Genomic DNA, 12937 nt, shown 5'->3' with positions numbered 1-12937 from the left:
AGCAAGCGCAGGCAAGGTCCTCGTCGTGAACCTTCACCTCTTCGATGACGTGCCCGCCGGGCTGGCCCTGAGAGTTCGGTCGTATCTCGGCGCCCACGGCGTCAAGGGCGACACCAGCCGGGTCGAACAACCGCACAGGCAATGGTGGCTCGACCAGGAAGTCCCTGCTCCGGGCGGCGCGACGGGCCCCCACCGCGGATGCGGTGAGGGCCCGCGTGGCGCTCGGGCGGTCGTGCCGGGTCAGAGCTCCTTGACGCGGATGTCGCGGTAGGAGATCACGTCCGTCGTGCTGTGGACCTGGAGGCCGATGTAGCCGGTGGCGTAGCGCCGGCCGTCGGTGCCCGGGTCCCCGGCGCGCGGCGGGGCGAAGACCTGGCCGCCGACGTTGTCGAACTCGTTGATGACGACGCCGTTGCGCAGGACCGTGAAGTGCTGGCCCTCGGCGCGGATCTCGTAGTCGTTCCAGGTGCCCTTGGGGGTGACGCCGGCGCCGCCGAGGCCCACGCGGTCGAAGCCGTAGACGGAGCCGGTCTTGTACATGTCGCCGTCGGGGCGGTCGAGGATCTGGATCTCGTGCCCGTAGTTGATGGCGACCCACTCGGGGCGGGACTCCTCGGGGTGGTCGTGGACGTCCGGGAAGCGGATGAAGACCCCGCCGTTGGCGTTGCCCGTGCCGGGGGCGTCGTCGCGGAACTGGAGCTTGAGCGAGAAGTCGCCGTACTTGCGCTCCGGGAACCACAGCATGCCCATGCCGGGGACGGTCGTGCTGCTGGTGATGGCGCCGTCGCCGGAGAGGGTGAAGCGGCCGCCGCCGACCTGCTCCCACCGCGCGAGGGAGGCCTCGGTGCCGTCGAACAGGTCGCGGTAGCCCTTCGTCTGGCCGGGCTTGCCGATCTTCGACTGCTTGGCCGCCTTGGTGATCCTGTTGAACTCGCGCCGGTCGATGACGTTGTCGGCGAGCAGCCGGTCGAGCACGCCGTCGACGTGCTTGAGGAACAGGGCGTGCGAGGACCAGTCCTTCTCGTCCTCGATCAGCTCGTTGATGGTGCAGCGGTCGCGGGTGAGCCGGTTCGGCACGCCCGAGTCCACGGTGCCGACGATGACGGTCAGCCGCTCGTCGTACTCCGGGCAGTTGGGCGGCGGGACGCCGCCGCCCTGCGCGACGGTGAACGTCACCTCCCGGGCCGCCGCGGTGTTGCCCGCCTTGTCCGTGGCGCGGTAGGCGAGCGTGTGGGAGCCGATCCGGTCGACGATGACGGGGGCGGAGTAGGCGAGGTACGGGCCGCCGTCGAGGGAGTACTCGACGCGGTCCACCCCGGAGCCCGCGTCGGTCGCGGTGACGGTGACCTTGGCGCTGGTGATGTACGCGCCGCCCGAGTTCTTGGTGCCGGTCACGGTCGCCGAGGTCTCCGGCGCAGTGGTGTCCTGGGCGGGCGGTGCCACGACGGTGAAGGCGACGGACTTCTCGGCGGCCGCGTTGCCCGCCTTGTCGGTGGCGCGGTAGCGGACGGTGTGGGAGCCGACCTGGTGCACCATCACCGGCGCGGTGTACGGCTGCCAGGTGCCGGCGGCCCCGATCGCGTACTCGATGGTGTTGACGCCGGACCCGGTGTCCGACGCGGTGACGGTGACCGTGGCCATCGTCAGGTAGTCGCCGTCGGCGTCCTTCTCCCCGCTGACGGTCGCGGAGGTCTCCGGCGCGGTGGTGTCGTCGGTGGGCGGCGCGACCACGTCGAAGGCGACGGACTTCTCGGCCGCGACGTTGCCCGCCTGGTCGGCGGCGCGGTAGCGGACGGTGTGGGAGCCGACCTGGTCCACGACGACGGGCGTGGTGTAGGGCTGCCACGGGCCGTCCTCGCCGACCGCGTACTCCACCGTCTGCACGCCGGACGCGTCGTCGGTCGCGGTGACGGTGACCGTGGCGGAGCCCACGTAGGCGCCGTCGGCGTTCTTCTGGCCCGTGACCTCGGCCGCCGTGGCCGGTGCGGTGGTGTCCTCACCGCCGGCCTCGGTCACCGTCAGGATGCCCTGCATCTGGCCGTGGCCGGGGATGCTGCAGAAGAAGCGGTAGCGGCCGGGGGTGAGGACGACCTCGGCGGTGTGCCTGCCGCCGGTGTCGTCGTTCGGGTTGGCCAGGATGTTGAGCGGGACGTCGTGGTTGTACTCGGGGTCCGACACGTCGAAGGTGAGCGTGTGCGGCATGCCGATGTCGTTGCCGGTCGCCGCGCTGTTCTCGAAGACGAGCGTCGCGGGGCCTGCCACCGCCGTCGTGGGGAAGCTCGCGTACCGGTCGGTGCGCGAACTGGCCGTCCAGGTGAGCACCTGCGCGGCGGCCGTGGTCCCGCCGGCCGCACGGTCGTCGGTGCGCCCGTACGCGACGGTCGAGGTGAGCCCCAGCACCAACAGCAGCGCGCCCAGCAGGGCCACGAGTGGGCGTAGAGGTCGCTGTCTCACTGTGCCGCCTTCCTGACCAGGTCCTTCGCGGCGGGAGTGGCCGCGCCGCCCTTGTAGGTCACGCGCCAGAGCGCGGACTGGGAGTCGGAGGTGAAGAAGCCGCGCCCGTAGTCGAGGACGTAGAGCGAGCCGTCCGGCGCGAACTTCCAGTCCATGAGGTTGCGGATGCCGCCCTGGCCGACCGGGATGATCTTCTTCAGCGACCCGGCGGTGACGGGCAGCCCGCCCTTGCCGACGGTCTTGGGATCGGTCAGCACGGCGTGGCGCGGGTTGTCGGCGTCGTAGAAGTCGCCGACGAACCACTGGCCGTCCCAGTACCGCGGCCACGCACCGTCGCCCGCGGTCGCGGCGTCGTAGCGGTAGACCGGGCCGTCCATGGTGGCCTGGCCGCCGCCCTTGAGCCACGGCAGGAGGTAGGTGGCCTCCTCGTTCTTGTAGCTGGGGACCCCGGCGGCGTTCCGGGGGAAGTCGGGGGCACCACCCTGCGGGGAGTACCAGATGGTGTTGCCGGTGACGGGCGGCAGGTTCACCAGGCCGTCGTTGTTCGGCGACTCGTTCTTGGGGGCGTCGCAGTCGTACCAGCCGAGCGGCTTGCTCGGGTCGGGCAGGTTGCGGTCGCGGTAGGGCTGCTTGTTGCCCATGCAGAACGGCCAGCCGTGGTTCCCGGCCTTGGTGATGGCGGCGAACGTGTCGTACTTCGCCGGTCCCCAGGTCGTGCTCGGCGCTCCCGCGTCGGGGCCGACCCAGCCCGCGTAGAGGATGTCGGTGGCCTTGTCGACGGAGATCCGCGCCGGGTTGCGCACGCCCATCACGTAGATCTCGCCGCGGGTCTTGCCGCCGCCCTCGTCCTGCTCCTTGCCGGTGAAGAGGTTGCCCTCGGGCAGGGTGTAGGTGCCGTCCGGCTCCGGGTGGATGCGCAGGATCTTGCCGTTGAGGTTGTTGGTGTTGCCCGCGGTGCGGCGGGCGTCGGCGAAGGACAGGCCCTTGAAGTTGGGCTGCGGGTTGTTGCCGGAGTAACCGTCGCTGAATCCGGACGAGTTGTTGTCGCCGGTCGCGACGTACAGGTTGCCCTTGGAGTCCCAGGCCATGCCGCCGCCCGCGTGGCAGCAGCTGTGGACCTGGACGGGCCACTTGAGCAGGACCTTCTCGGAGGCGAGGTCGAGCTTGTTGCTCGCGAGGTCCAGCGTGAAGCGGGAGACGCGCCGCTCCGCGACGTGCTTGTCGCGGTCGAGGCCGGAGTGCGGGGTGTAGTGGAGGTACACCCAGCCGTTGGTCTCGAAGGCCGGGTCGAGCTCGATGCCGAGCAACCCTTCCTCGACCTTGGTGAGTTCGTCGCCGCCGCCCTTGTTGCCGAAGACGGTCAGGGCGCCCGCGAGGGTCACCTTCTTCGTCGCCGGGTCGTAGACGTGGACCTGGCCGAGGCCCTTGCCCATGGCGGGGTCGTTCCAGTCGGTCACGACCGGGGAGCCGTTGGCACCGCCGCCGCGGCCGATGTACAGCACCCGCCCGTCGGGGGCGACGACCATGCCGTGCGGCTCGCCGATCTGGTCCTGCTGCCCCGGCTGGTTGGGCTGGGTGACCTTCACCGCGCTGTAGTTGGCGTCGATGGTCGCCTTGCAGTCGGCGCGGGAGAGCCGGGTGGTCCACTGCAGGGCGCCGCGCAGGTGGTCGCGGAAGTCGGTCTCGGCGAACGACTCCGCCGTACCGCCCATCCCGGTGTAGAAGGACCGGCCGCCGTCGTAGTCACGGCACCAGGAGACCGGGTGGTCGACGCCGTTGGCGCCGGTGCCCGGCTTGTAGCTGCTCTCCCTGACCTTGGCGACGGTGTGCACCGTGCCGGTCGGGTTGCTCGCCCAGTTGAGCCACTTGTCGGGCCGCTTCCACTCCAGCGGCAGGTCCTTCGTGGCCGGATTGACGCGGTCCGGTGTCTCGACGACGGCGCGCTGGACGGCGGCCGGGCTGGTGGCGGCGGGCCGGGCGCCGATCAGGCCGGCGAACCAGTCGGAGTACGGTTCGGTCCGCGCCGCGTCGTGGATGCCGAGGAAGCCGCCGCCGGCCTCCATGTAGGCCTCCAGGCCCGCCTCCTGCTCGGGGTCGAGGACGTCGCCGCCCCCGGTCAGGAAGACGACCGCGTTGAAGGTGCCCAGGCGCTTGGCGTTGGTGAAGACCGAGGCGTCGTCCGTCGCCACGGTCTTGAAGCGCTGCGCGGCCGGCCCGGACAGGCCGATCGCCTCGATCGCCTCGATGCCGGCGTCGACGGTCGGGGACTCCTCGGTGGCCGAGGCGTGGAACAGCAGGACCTTGACGTTCGCGCCGCCCGGTGGGGACGGCAGGGATAACGTTGTCGGCTCAGGCTCCGGATACGGTCTGGCCGTTGCGGCGGTGCCGCCCAGCAGCGATGCCGCCAGGGTCCCCGCCAACAGGACCGCGGCCGTGCCGCGCCGGGATCTCGACCGGTGATGTGGTGCGGTGTGCATGGTTCACCCACCCTCCGTGGTCACAGCAACAGCGCCTGAAGCTAGACGGCTTTTGACGGTCCGCCAACAGCTATGGACGGAATCTCACCAACTTTGTCCCGGGTGTGGATAAACGGAGAGCACTGGTCTACCGTGTGGCCGTCCCCGGGGACCCTCGCGCCCCGACCGTCTCCTCACGGCACTGGAGAGACCGGTATGGCTTTGGACAGAAGGAGCTTCAACCGGCGGCTGCTGGCCGGTGGCGTTGTCGCCGCCACCGGGTCGGCCACGCTGGCGGTGGCCTCCGCCCCCACGGCTTCCTCCGCGGAGCCCGCACCGCCCACCGCACCGGCCGGCGGCCAGGTGCGCCACCTCAAGCTCTACGCCGAGACGCTGCCGAACGGGCAGATGGGGTACGGCCTGGAGAAGGGCAAGGCCACCGTGCCGGGTCCGCTGATCGAACTGGTCGAGGGCGACACCCTGCACATCGAGTTCGAGAACGCCTCCGACGTGGACGCCAGCCTCCACGTGCACGGCATGGACTACGACATCTCCAGCGACGGCACGCGGATGACGCGCAGCCACGTGGAGCCGGGCGGCACACGGACGTACACCTGGCGCACCCACGCCCCGGGCCGGCGCAAGGACGGCACCTGGCGGCCGGGCAGCGCGGGCTACTGGCACTACCACGACCACGTCGTGGGCACCGACCACGGAACGGGCGGGATCCGCAAGGGCCTGTACGGGCCGGTGGTCGTGCGGCGTAAGGGCGACATCCTGCCGGACAAGCAGTTCACGATCGTCTTCAACGACATGACCATCAACAACAGGACCGGCGCCGACACCCCGGACTTCGAGGCCACGGTGGGCGACCGCGTCGAGATCATCATGATCACGCACGGCGAGTACTACCACACGTTCCACATGCACGGTCACCGCTGGGCCGACAACAGGACGGGCCTGCTGACCGGCCCGGACGACCCCAGCCGGGTGATCGACAACAAGATCACCGGGCCGGCGGACTCCTTCGGCTTCCAGGTCATCGCGGGTGAACACGTGGGCGCCGGCGCCTGGATGTACCACTGCCACGTCCAGAGCCACTCCGACATGGGGATGGCCGGGCTGTTCCTGGTCGCCAAGCCCGACGGCACGATCCCCGGCTACGAACCGCACCACCCGGACCACCCGGCGGGCGCGGCGAAGTCCGGGAAGAGTGGCGCGAAGACGTCCTCCGACGGGGAGCACGAGCACCACCACACGGGGTGACGCGCGTCCCGCGGCGGGAGGTCCTCCGCAGGCCTCAGGACAGGCGTGCGAGGACGGTACGGCACATCCGCCGCAGTTCCTCGTCGTGCTCGACGTCGCGGAACCGACCGCTGCGGCGGGTGCGGGTCAGCTCCTCGCGGACGCGGGGCAGCGCCTCACCCGCGGCCGGACCCATCCGGTCAAGGCAGGCCAGAACGTGGTTCGCTGTCGAGTCGTTCTCTTCCCATGCGGCGAGGAGGGTCCGCACGACCACGGGTGCCTCGGCCGGGCCCCCGATGTCCCACAGGGCGCTCGCGGCATGGACACGGGTCCACTCGTAGTCGGCGGTCAGCATCTTCCGCAGGCGCGGCAGCACGCGGGCGGCCGGCGGTCCGATGCGGGCGAGCACGTCGGCCGCCTCGTGGTGCCGGTGGCTGTCGAGGAGGTCGTCCAGCAGGGGCAGGACGGCGGCCGGATCGCCTTCCGCCGCCCACAGCACCGCCGCGGCGGCCATCCGGACGGAGGGGTCGCCGGCCTGCGCCAACCCCCGAACCGCTTCGACGACGGGTGCGGCCTCGGTCCCGAAGGCGGTCAGCGCCTCGAGGGCGGAGGCGGTGACGCGCCACTGCCCCTGGCGTGCCGTGGCCGTGACGATCCCGGTGATCACGGGTACGGCGGCGGGGTCGCCCAGCCGGGCGAGCGCGGAGAACAGGGCGTTCGTGCCCATGTCCTCCCAACCCTCCGGCACGTCGCGGGCGGTGAGGTGCCGGCACAGTCGCGGCACCAACTGGTCGGCCGCCGAGGCGAGATGTCCGGCCACCTGCACGGCGCGCCAGGCGTCGACGCCGCCGTCCAGCGCCGTCAGCAGACAGGGCAGGGCACGTGCGTCACCGAGGCGGGCGAGTGCCACGACGGCCTGCTGGTGCGCACGGCGCAGCAGCGGGCAGTGGGTGGCCCAGACCTCCGGTCCGTAGGTCTCGCGTTGCCCCGTGACGTACGCGGCGAGGGCTTCGCGGGCGGGTTCGGCGATCGAGGTCAGGGCGCCGAGGGCCTCGGCCGCTTCGGCGGCGGTGTACGAATGGCCGGGGAGCAGGCAGCCGGCGAGCCGCGTGACCAGGGCGGTGTGGTCCCCGCGCCAGGCGCCCATGAGTTTCCTGGCCATGCGTATCGAGTCGTGGCGGACGGCCGGATCCGGGCTGCCGATCTGCTCGGTGAGGAGCGCGCTGCGCTCTGCGACGCGTGAGTCCAGCACCTCGTGGAAGGTCCGCAGCAGGGAGGTGAGCGGGGAGTGGGTGCGGTTGTGACGGTCGAGGTCCTCGAACGCCGCGACGACCTGCGGAGGCACGTTCCGCGACGCCTCCGCGGGTGCTTCGGGCTCATCGGGCGCGGCGCACCGGCACCCCCCGGTGGTGGACCCGGCGGCCTCGCCTCCCGTCCCAGGGGCGGGGGCGGGTGTGCTCAGCCGCAGCAGGCCGATGGCCTGCGGCATCGTGCCGGCGCCGATGCTCTCCGGGGCGCAGCGGGCACCGTGCACGAGGGCGGCGAGCCGGGTGGCCGGATCCGTGGCCGTGTCGGCGGCCAGTGCGCCGAGCCACGCGGTCGCGGCGTCCCGGGCTTCCGGCAGGCGCAGCGCGAGCGTCGCCGTCGTCTCCACGACGAGCAGTCGCTCCTCGGTGCCGTCCTCGGCGGGCAGGCGGTCGCGCAGCAGTGCGGCCGCCCGGGCCGCGTCGTCGACGAACAGCCCCAGCGCCTCGATCGCCGCCCGGCGGACCAGCCGGTCGTCGTCGCACGCGTAGGACACGAAGGCGTCCGCGCGCTCGCGCACCACGACCGCGCTGTCCTCGTGGTCCGCGCCGTCGGCGTACTCGTATCCGCAGCGTTCGACCGCGTGAGCCCCGATGCTGACCAGCAGCCCGACGATCGAGGCCCGCTCGGGTGTGGCCCGGTCGTCGGCCAGGGCGAAGAGGAACGGCAGGCTCGCCGTCGTGCTGGCGTACACGTCCCCCTGGTGGTGGACGGCGCTGTAGAAGCTCCTCAGCGCGCTGTCGCGGGTCTCGGCGTCCGGGGAGGCCATGTCCCTCAGCCACGCCGGAACCTCGTCGGCGGCACCGTAGGCGTGGTGCATGGAGGACCAGTCGATGGCGTCGAGTTCTCGTTCGTCGATCATGGGCGGCACTCTGTCGCAGGGCACTGACACCGGCACCGCGACGGGAATCCCGTACGTCACTTTGTCGATATATGATCCGCGCGGCCCCACCCGCCAGGGGTCGTGTTCCGGCCCGCGGGCGACGTGCACCAGAGAAGAGAGCCAGGCCCCCCATGAACGCAGTGGTCCCCCCGGCGGTCGCGGAGCGGTCCGAGGCCGAGGCGATGTACCGGTTCGAGACGGAGGCGCCCGAGTCCGTGCGGGTGGCGCTCGGCATGGCCGCCGCTCGGGTCGGCGGCGGCGTCGTGCTGTCGATGCGCAACGACCCCACCCAGTACTGGAGCAAGGCGCTGGGGTTCGGTGTCTCCGCACCGATCACGGCCGAGGTGATCCACGAGGTGTGCGACTTCTACCGCGCCGAGGGGACGGTTCAGGCCGTCCTCCAGATCGCGCCCGCCTTCCTCCCGGAGGACTGGGACGACATCTGCGCCCGCGAGGGCATCACGGCGGGCTCGTCCTGGGTGAAGCTGGTCTGCCCCGTCGAGGAGGCCGTGGCCCGCGCGCAGGCGATGGAGCCGCCCGCCGGGATCCGGGTCGCCCCGGTGGAGGCGGACCGGGCCCAGGAGTGGGGCGCGGTGGTGACCCGTGCGTTCGGCATGCCGGAGGAGCACTACGCGCCGATGACCGCCGCCTCCGCGGTGCGGCCGGGATGGCATCCGTTCGCGGCCTGGCTGGACGGGGAGATCGTCGGCACGGGAACGATGCACGTCCGCGACGAGGCGGCCCAGATGTTCGCCGGCGCGGTGCTGCCGCACGCCCGCAAGCGCGGCGGGCAGACCGCCCTGCTGGCCGCCCGCGCCCTGAGGGCCCGGGACCTCGGCTGCCGTGTGCTGGTCGCCGAGACCGGCGCCGAGGCACCCGGCACCCACAACTCCTCGCTGCACAACATGCTCCGGCTCGGCTTCCAGGTGGCGTACGAGCGCCGCAACTGGGTCTGGCGGTCATCGACCGGGGCGTGACGCCGCGCGGACGGTCGCAATGCGTCCGCCGTCCCTGCGGCGCAGCGGTCCCCCGGGCACGACGATGGGAGGACCGGGTCCGTCGAGGGGACGGGCCCGCTCCCGGAAGGCCGCCCATGCCCCATGCCCAGGCAGACCGCACCCCCGCCGCACTGATCACCGGCGCGTCCTCGGGGATCGGGCGCTGCTACGCCGAGCAGCTGGCCCGGCGCGGCTACGCGCCGGTCCTGGTCGCCCGCCGCGCCGACCGGCTGGCCGCGCTCGCCGAGTCCGTCCACCGGGAGACCGGCCTCGAGGCGACCGTCCTCGCCTCCGACCTGGCCGACCCGGACGGCCTCGCGCGGGTGGAGCGCGCTGTCCTCGACCACGAGCACCTCGCCGTGGTCGTCAACGCGGCCGGCCTCGGGGCCCTCGGGCCGCTGCGCGAGGCGGCGCCCGCGGACCTGGACCGGCTCGTGGCGGTGAACGTGCTCGCGCTGACCCGGCTGTCCCGGGCGGCGCTGCTCTCCTTCGGCCGGCACGGCTCGGGCACGTTGATCAACCTGTCGTCGATCGGCGCGTTCCACGCGCCGCCCGGGGGCACCGCTTACGCCGCGAGCAAGGCCTACGACCTGCACTTCTCACGGGCCCTGCAACGCGAGGTGGAGGGCAGCGGCATCCGTGTGCAGGTCGTCCTGCCGGGTCCGGTGCGCACCGAGTTCTTCGAGGCCTCCGGCGTGGACTCCGCGATGTTCCCGCAGGAGTCGTTCGTGGACGCCGACGACTTCGTCCGCGCCGCGCTGGTGGGCCTGGACATGGGCGAACTCGTCTGCATCCCCACCCTGCCCGACATGACCCCCTGGGAGGACGAGGCGGCGCGCGGGCAGGCCCTGCGGAACGCCGCCGGCCTGCGCGGCGTGATCAGCGACCGTTACACCCGGCCCTGACCCGCGGGCCCGCCCGCCCGGACGTCACGGGGCGCCGGACGCCGCGTCCAGCCGGGCGCGCAGGGCCTCGGCGATCTCTCCCGCGGCGGCCGTCTGCTCCGGCGTGAGGGCGTCGACGAACATCTCCCGGACGGCGCCGAGGTGCGGCAGCGTGGCGTGCCGGAAGGCGCGGGCGCCGTCGTCGGTGCGGACGGCCTCGGCGCCGCGGTTGTCCGTGGTGCACTCCACCCGCTTGATCAGCCCGCGGCGTTCCATGCGGCCGAGGTGGTGTGACAGGCGGCTGCGTTCCCAGCCGATCGCCGCCGCGAGCTCGGAGGAGCGCAGGCGGTGGCCCTCGGCCTCGTGCAGCGCGAGCAGGACCGCGTAGTCCCCGGGGGACAGCGCGGAGTCGGCCTGCAGGCGCGACGCCAGGTGGGCGCGGAGCCGTTCGGTGGTCTCGATGAAGTCGCGCCAGATCCGGAGTTCTTCGGTGGTGGGCAAAGGCCCGTGTCCGCGTCCCATGAGCACCCCTCTGTTTGACATGTCAATCATATCGATGCATGCTTGACGCGTCAATCACTTGGGCCGCCGGACGCGGGACCGTTCCGGAGGCGGGAGGAGGGGACCATGCAGCCCACTGCCTTCGAACTGGGTCTGAACTCGTTCGGAGAGATCGCGACCGACGACGGCCGCGTCCTGAGCGACGCCGAGACCGTCCGGCTGCTCGTCGAGGAGGCCGCGCTCGCCGACGCCGCGGGGGTCGACGTCTTCAGCGTCGGCGAGCACTACCGGCCCGGACACATGGACACCGCCACCCCCGTCCTCCTGTCGGCGATGGCCACCGCCACCGAGCGCATCAGGCTCGGCACCTCGGTCACCGTGCTCAGCACCAACGACCCCGTGCGGCTCTACCACGCGTTCTCCACCCTGGACGCGGTGTCGGGCGGCCGCGCCCAGCTCGTCCTCGGACGGGCCTCGGTCACCGAGTCGTTCGCCCTGTTCGGCCACGACGTCTCCGAGTACGACCGGCTCTTCGACGAGAAGCTGGAACTGTTCATGCGCCTGCAGCGGGAGGAGGAGGTCACCTGGTCCGGGACCGTCCGGACCCCGCTGAATGGCCAGCTCCTGCGGCCACGCATGGGCGAGGGCGGCATACCCACCTGGATCGGCGTCGGCGGCAGCCCCAACTCCACCCTCCGCGCGGCCCGTTACGGCCTGCCGCTGATGCTGGCGATCATCGGCGGCCGCCCGCAGCGGTTCGCCGGACACGTGGACCTCTTCCACCGCGGCCTCCAGCAGGCCGGGCACCCAGCCCAGCCCGTCGGCCAGCACTCCCTGGGCCTCGTCGCGGACACCGACGAGGAGGCCGTCGAGACCTGGTGGCGGTACTGGCAGCCGGTCATGACCGCGCTCTCCGAGGAACGCGGCTTCTACGCGCCCACGTACGAGCGCTACCTGGCGGAGGTCGCCGACGGCGCGCTCTTCGTCGGCTCCCCCGCCACCGTGGCGCACAAGATCGCCCGGGTCGCCCGCGACCTCCACCTGAACCGCTTCGACCTGAAGTACGACATCATGCACCTGCCCCGCCAGGCCCGCGCCCGCACGATCGAACTGCTGGGCCGGGAAGTGGCGCCGATGGTGCGCGAACTGCTCACGAAGGAACCCGCTGATGTCTGACCTCGTCTTCGGCCTCGACACGTTCGGCGACGTACCGGTGGACGACACCGGCGCCCCCGTCTCCCACGCGGCCGCCATCCGGCAGGTACTCGACGAGGCCGTCATGGCCGACCAGATCGGCGTCGACGCCATCGCGCTCGGCGAGCACCACCGCCCCGAGTACTCGGTGTCGACCCCGGAGACCGTGCTCGCCGGGATCGCCACCCGCACCGAGCGGATCAAGCTCGGCTCCGGGGTGACCGTCCTCAGCTCCGACGACCCCGTCCGCGTCTTCCAGCGTTTCTCGACCGTCGACGCCCTCTCCAACGGGCGGGCCGAGGTGATCCTGGGCCGCGGCTCCTTCACCGAGTCCTTCCCGCTGTTCGGTTACGACCTCAGCGACTACGACGTGCTCTTCGAGGAGAAGATCGAGCTCTTCGCGAAGCTCCTCGACGAGGAGCCGGTGACCTGGAGCGGCACCACGCGGGCGCCGCTGAAGGATGCCGACGTCTTCCCGAAGACCGAGTCGGGCCGGCTCAAGACGTGGGTCGGCGTGGGCGGCTCGCCGCAGTCGGTCGTCCGCACCGCGCGCTACGGCTTCCCGCTGATGCTCGCCATCATCGGCGGCGCCCCCACGCGCTTCGCGCCGTACATCGACCTGTACCGGCGGGCGGCGGAGCAGTTCGGCACGACCGCCCACCCGGTGGGCATGCACTCCCCCGGCTTCGTCGCGGACACCGACGAGGAGGCCCGGGAGGGGTTCTGGCCCGGTTACAAGGTGATGCGCGACCGCATCGGCAAGCTGCGCGGCTGGCCGCCGGTCCGCCGTGAGGAGTTCGACGCCGAGATCGAGCACGGCTCCATGTACGTCGGGTCGCCCGAGACCGTGGCCCGCAAGATCGCGGCGGCCGTCGGGGACCTCGGGGTCGGCCGGTTCGACCTGATCTACACCGTGGGCCCCCAGCCGGTCGGACCCCGCATGCGTGCCGTGGAGCTCTACGGCACGAAGGTCATCCCCATGGTCCGCGACATCCTCGCGGGCTGACCCCGACGCCC

At 72.1% G+C, this 12937-nt stretch carries 9 protein-coding genes; 5 read left to right on the top strand and 4 right to left on the bottom strand.

Annotated features, from left to right (window positions below; genetic code table 11):
* Nucleotides 1-240 precede the first annotated feature (240 nt).
* The gene (locus ABZ479_RS26315) at nt 241-2454 is read right to left on the bottom strand and encodes an OmpL47-type beta-barrel domain-containing protein (RefSeq protein ID WP_500463847.1); all 2214 of its coding nucleotides are present in this window, start codon (nt 2452-2454) and stop codon (nt 241-243) included.
* Complete coding sequence (locus ABZ479_RS26310; RefSeq protein ID WP_500463846.1) at nt 2451-4931, bottom strand: ThuA domain-containing protein; 2481 nt, start codon at nt 4929-4931, stop codon at nt 2451-2453. Before ABZ479_RS26310 ends, ABZ479_RS26315 begins: the two co-directional genes overlap by 4 nt.
* A gap of 201 nt (nt 4932-5132) precedes the next feature.
* Here ABZ479_RS26310 and ABZ479_RS26305 point away from each other — a divergent pair, with 201 nt between their 5' ends.
* Nucleotides 5133-6176, top strand: coding sequence for a multicopper oxidase domain-containing protein (locus ABZ479_RS26305; RefSeq protein WP_500463865.1), 1044 nt, complete (start codon nt 5133-5135; stop codon nt 6174-6176).
* Nucleotides 6177-6210: 34 nt separating this feature from the next.
* Here the strand turns inward: ABZ479_RS26305 and ABZ479_RS26300 are convergent, their stop codons facing one another.
* Complete coding sequence (locus tag ABZ479_RS26300) at nt 6211-8322, bottom strand: HEAT repeat domain-containing protein (protein ID WP_500463845.1); 2112 nt, start codon at nt 8320-8322, stop codon at nt 6211-6213.
* Between the two features lie 152 nt (nt 8323-8474).
* Here ABZ479_RS26300 and ABZ479_RS26295 point away from each other — a divergent pair, with 152 nt between their 5' ends.
* Both ABZ479_RS26295 and ABZ479_RS26290 read left to right on the top strand, forming a co-directional pair.
* Nucleotides 8475-9320 (top strand): GNAT family N-acetyltransferase, encoded by an 846-nt coding sequence (locus ABZ479_RS26295; RefSeq protein ID WP_500463844.1) that lies wholly within the window; start codon nt 8475-8477, stop codon nt 9318-9320.
* A gap of 116 nt (nt 9321-9436) precedes the next feature.
* Entirely contained in the window at nt 9437-10246 is an 810-nt protein-coding gene (locus tag ABZ479_RS26290) for an SDR family NAD(P)-dependent oxidoreductase (RefSeq protein ID WP_500463843.1), read from the top strand.
* Nucleotides 10247-10270: 24 nt separating this feature from the next.
* Here ABZ479_RS26290 and ABZ479_RS26285 read toward each other — a convergent pair whose 3' ends face one another.
* Entirely contained in the window at nt 10271-10726 is a 456-nt protein-coding gene (locus ABZ479_RS26285) for a MarR family winged helix-turn-helix transcriptional regulator (RefSeq protein ID WP_500463842.1), read from the bottom strand.
* A gap of 126 nt (nt 10727-10852) precedes the next feature.
* Here ABZ479_RS26285 and ABZ479_RS26280 point away from each other — a divergent pair, with 126 nt between their 5' ends.
* Both ABZ479_RS26280 and ABZ479_RS26275 read left to right on the top strand, forming a co-directional pair.
* On the top strand, nt 10853-11902 hold the full coding sequence (locus ABZ479_RS26280) for an LLM class flavin-dependent oxidoreductase (RefSeq protein WP_500463841.1): 1050 nt from the start codon (nt 10853-10855) through the stop codon (nt 11900-11902).
* Nucleotides 11895-12926: an LLM class flavin-dependent oxidoreductase gene (locus tag ABZ479_RS26275; protein ID WP_500463840.1), complete on the top strand. Its 1032-nt coding sequence runs from the start codon at nt 11895-11897 to the stop codon at nt 12924-12926. Before ABZ479_RS26280 ends, ABZ479_RS26275 begins: the two co-directional genes overlap by 8 nt.
* The last annotated feature ends 11 nt before the right edge of the window (nt 12927-12937 follow it).

The sequence above is a fragment of the Streptomyces sp. NPDC005722 genome (assembly GCF_040630935.1).
Lineage (GTDB): Bacteria > Actinomycetota > Actinomycetes > Streptomycetales > Streptomycetaceae > Actinacidiphila.
The sequence above is the reverse complement of the archived record's forward strand: the minus strand, read 5'-3'. Positions and strand labels throughout refer to the sequence as shown.

Excerpts from the sequence above, each read along its gene's own strand:
- ABZ479_RS26310 (WP_500463846.1), bottom strand. The coding sequence starts at position 4,931 with ATGCACACCGCACCACATCACCGGTCGAGATCCCGGCGCGGCACGGCC.
- ABZ479_RS26300 (WP_500463845.1), bottom strand. The coding sequence starts at position 8,322 with ATGATCGACGAACGAGAACTCGACGCCATCGACTGGTCCTCCATGCAC.
- ABZ479_RS26295 (WP_500463844.1), top strand. The coding sequence starts at position 8,475 with ATGAACGCAGTGGTCCCCCCGGCGGTCGCGGAGCGGTCCGAGGCCGAG.
- ABZ479_RS26290 (WP_500463843.1), top strand. The coding sequence starts at position 9,437 with ATGCCCCATGCCCAGGCAGACCGCACCCCCGCCGCACTGATCACCGGC.
- ABZ479_RS26280 (WP_500463841.1), top strand. The coding sequence starts at position 10,853 with ATGCAGCCCACTGCCTTCGAACTGGGTCTGAACTCGTTCGGAGAGATC.
- ABZ479_RS26275 (WP_500463840.1), top strand. The coding sequence starts at position 11,895 with ATGTCTGACCTCGTCTTCGGCCTCGACACGTTCGGCGACGTACCGGTG.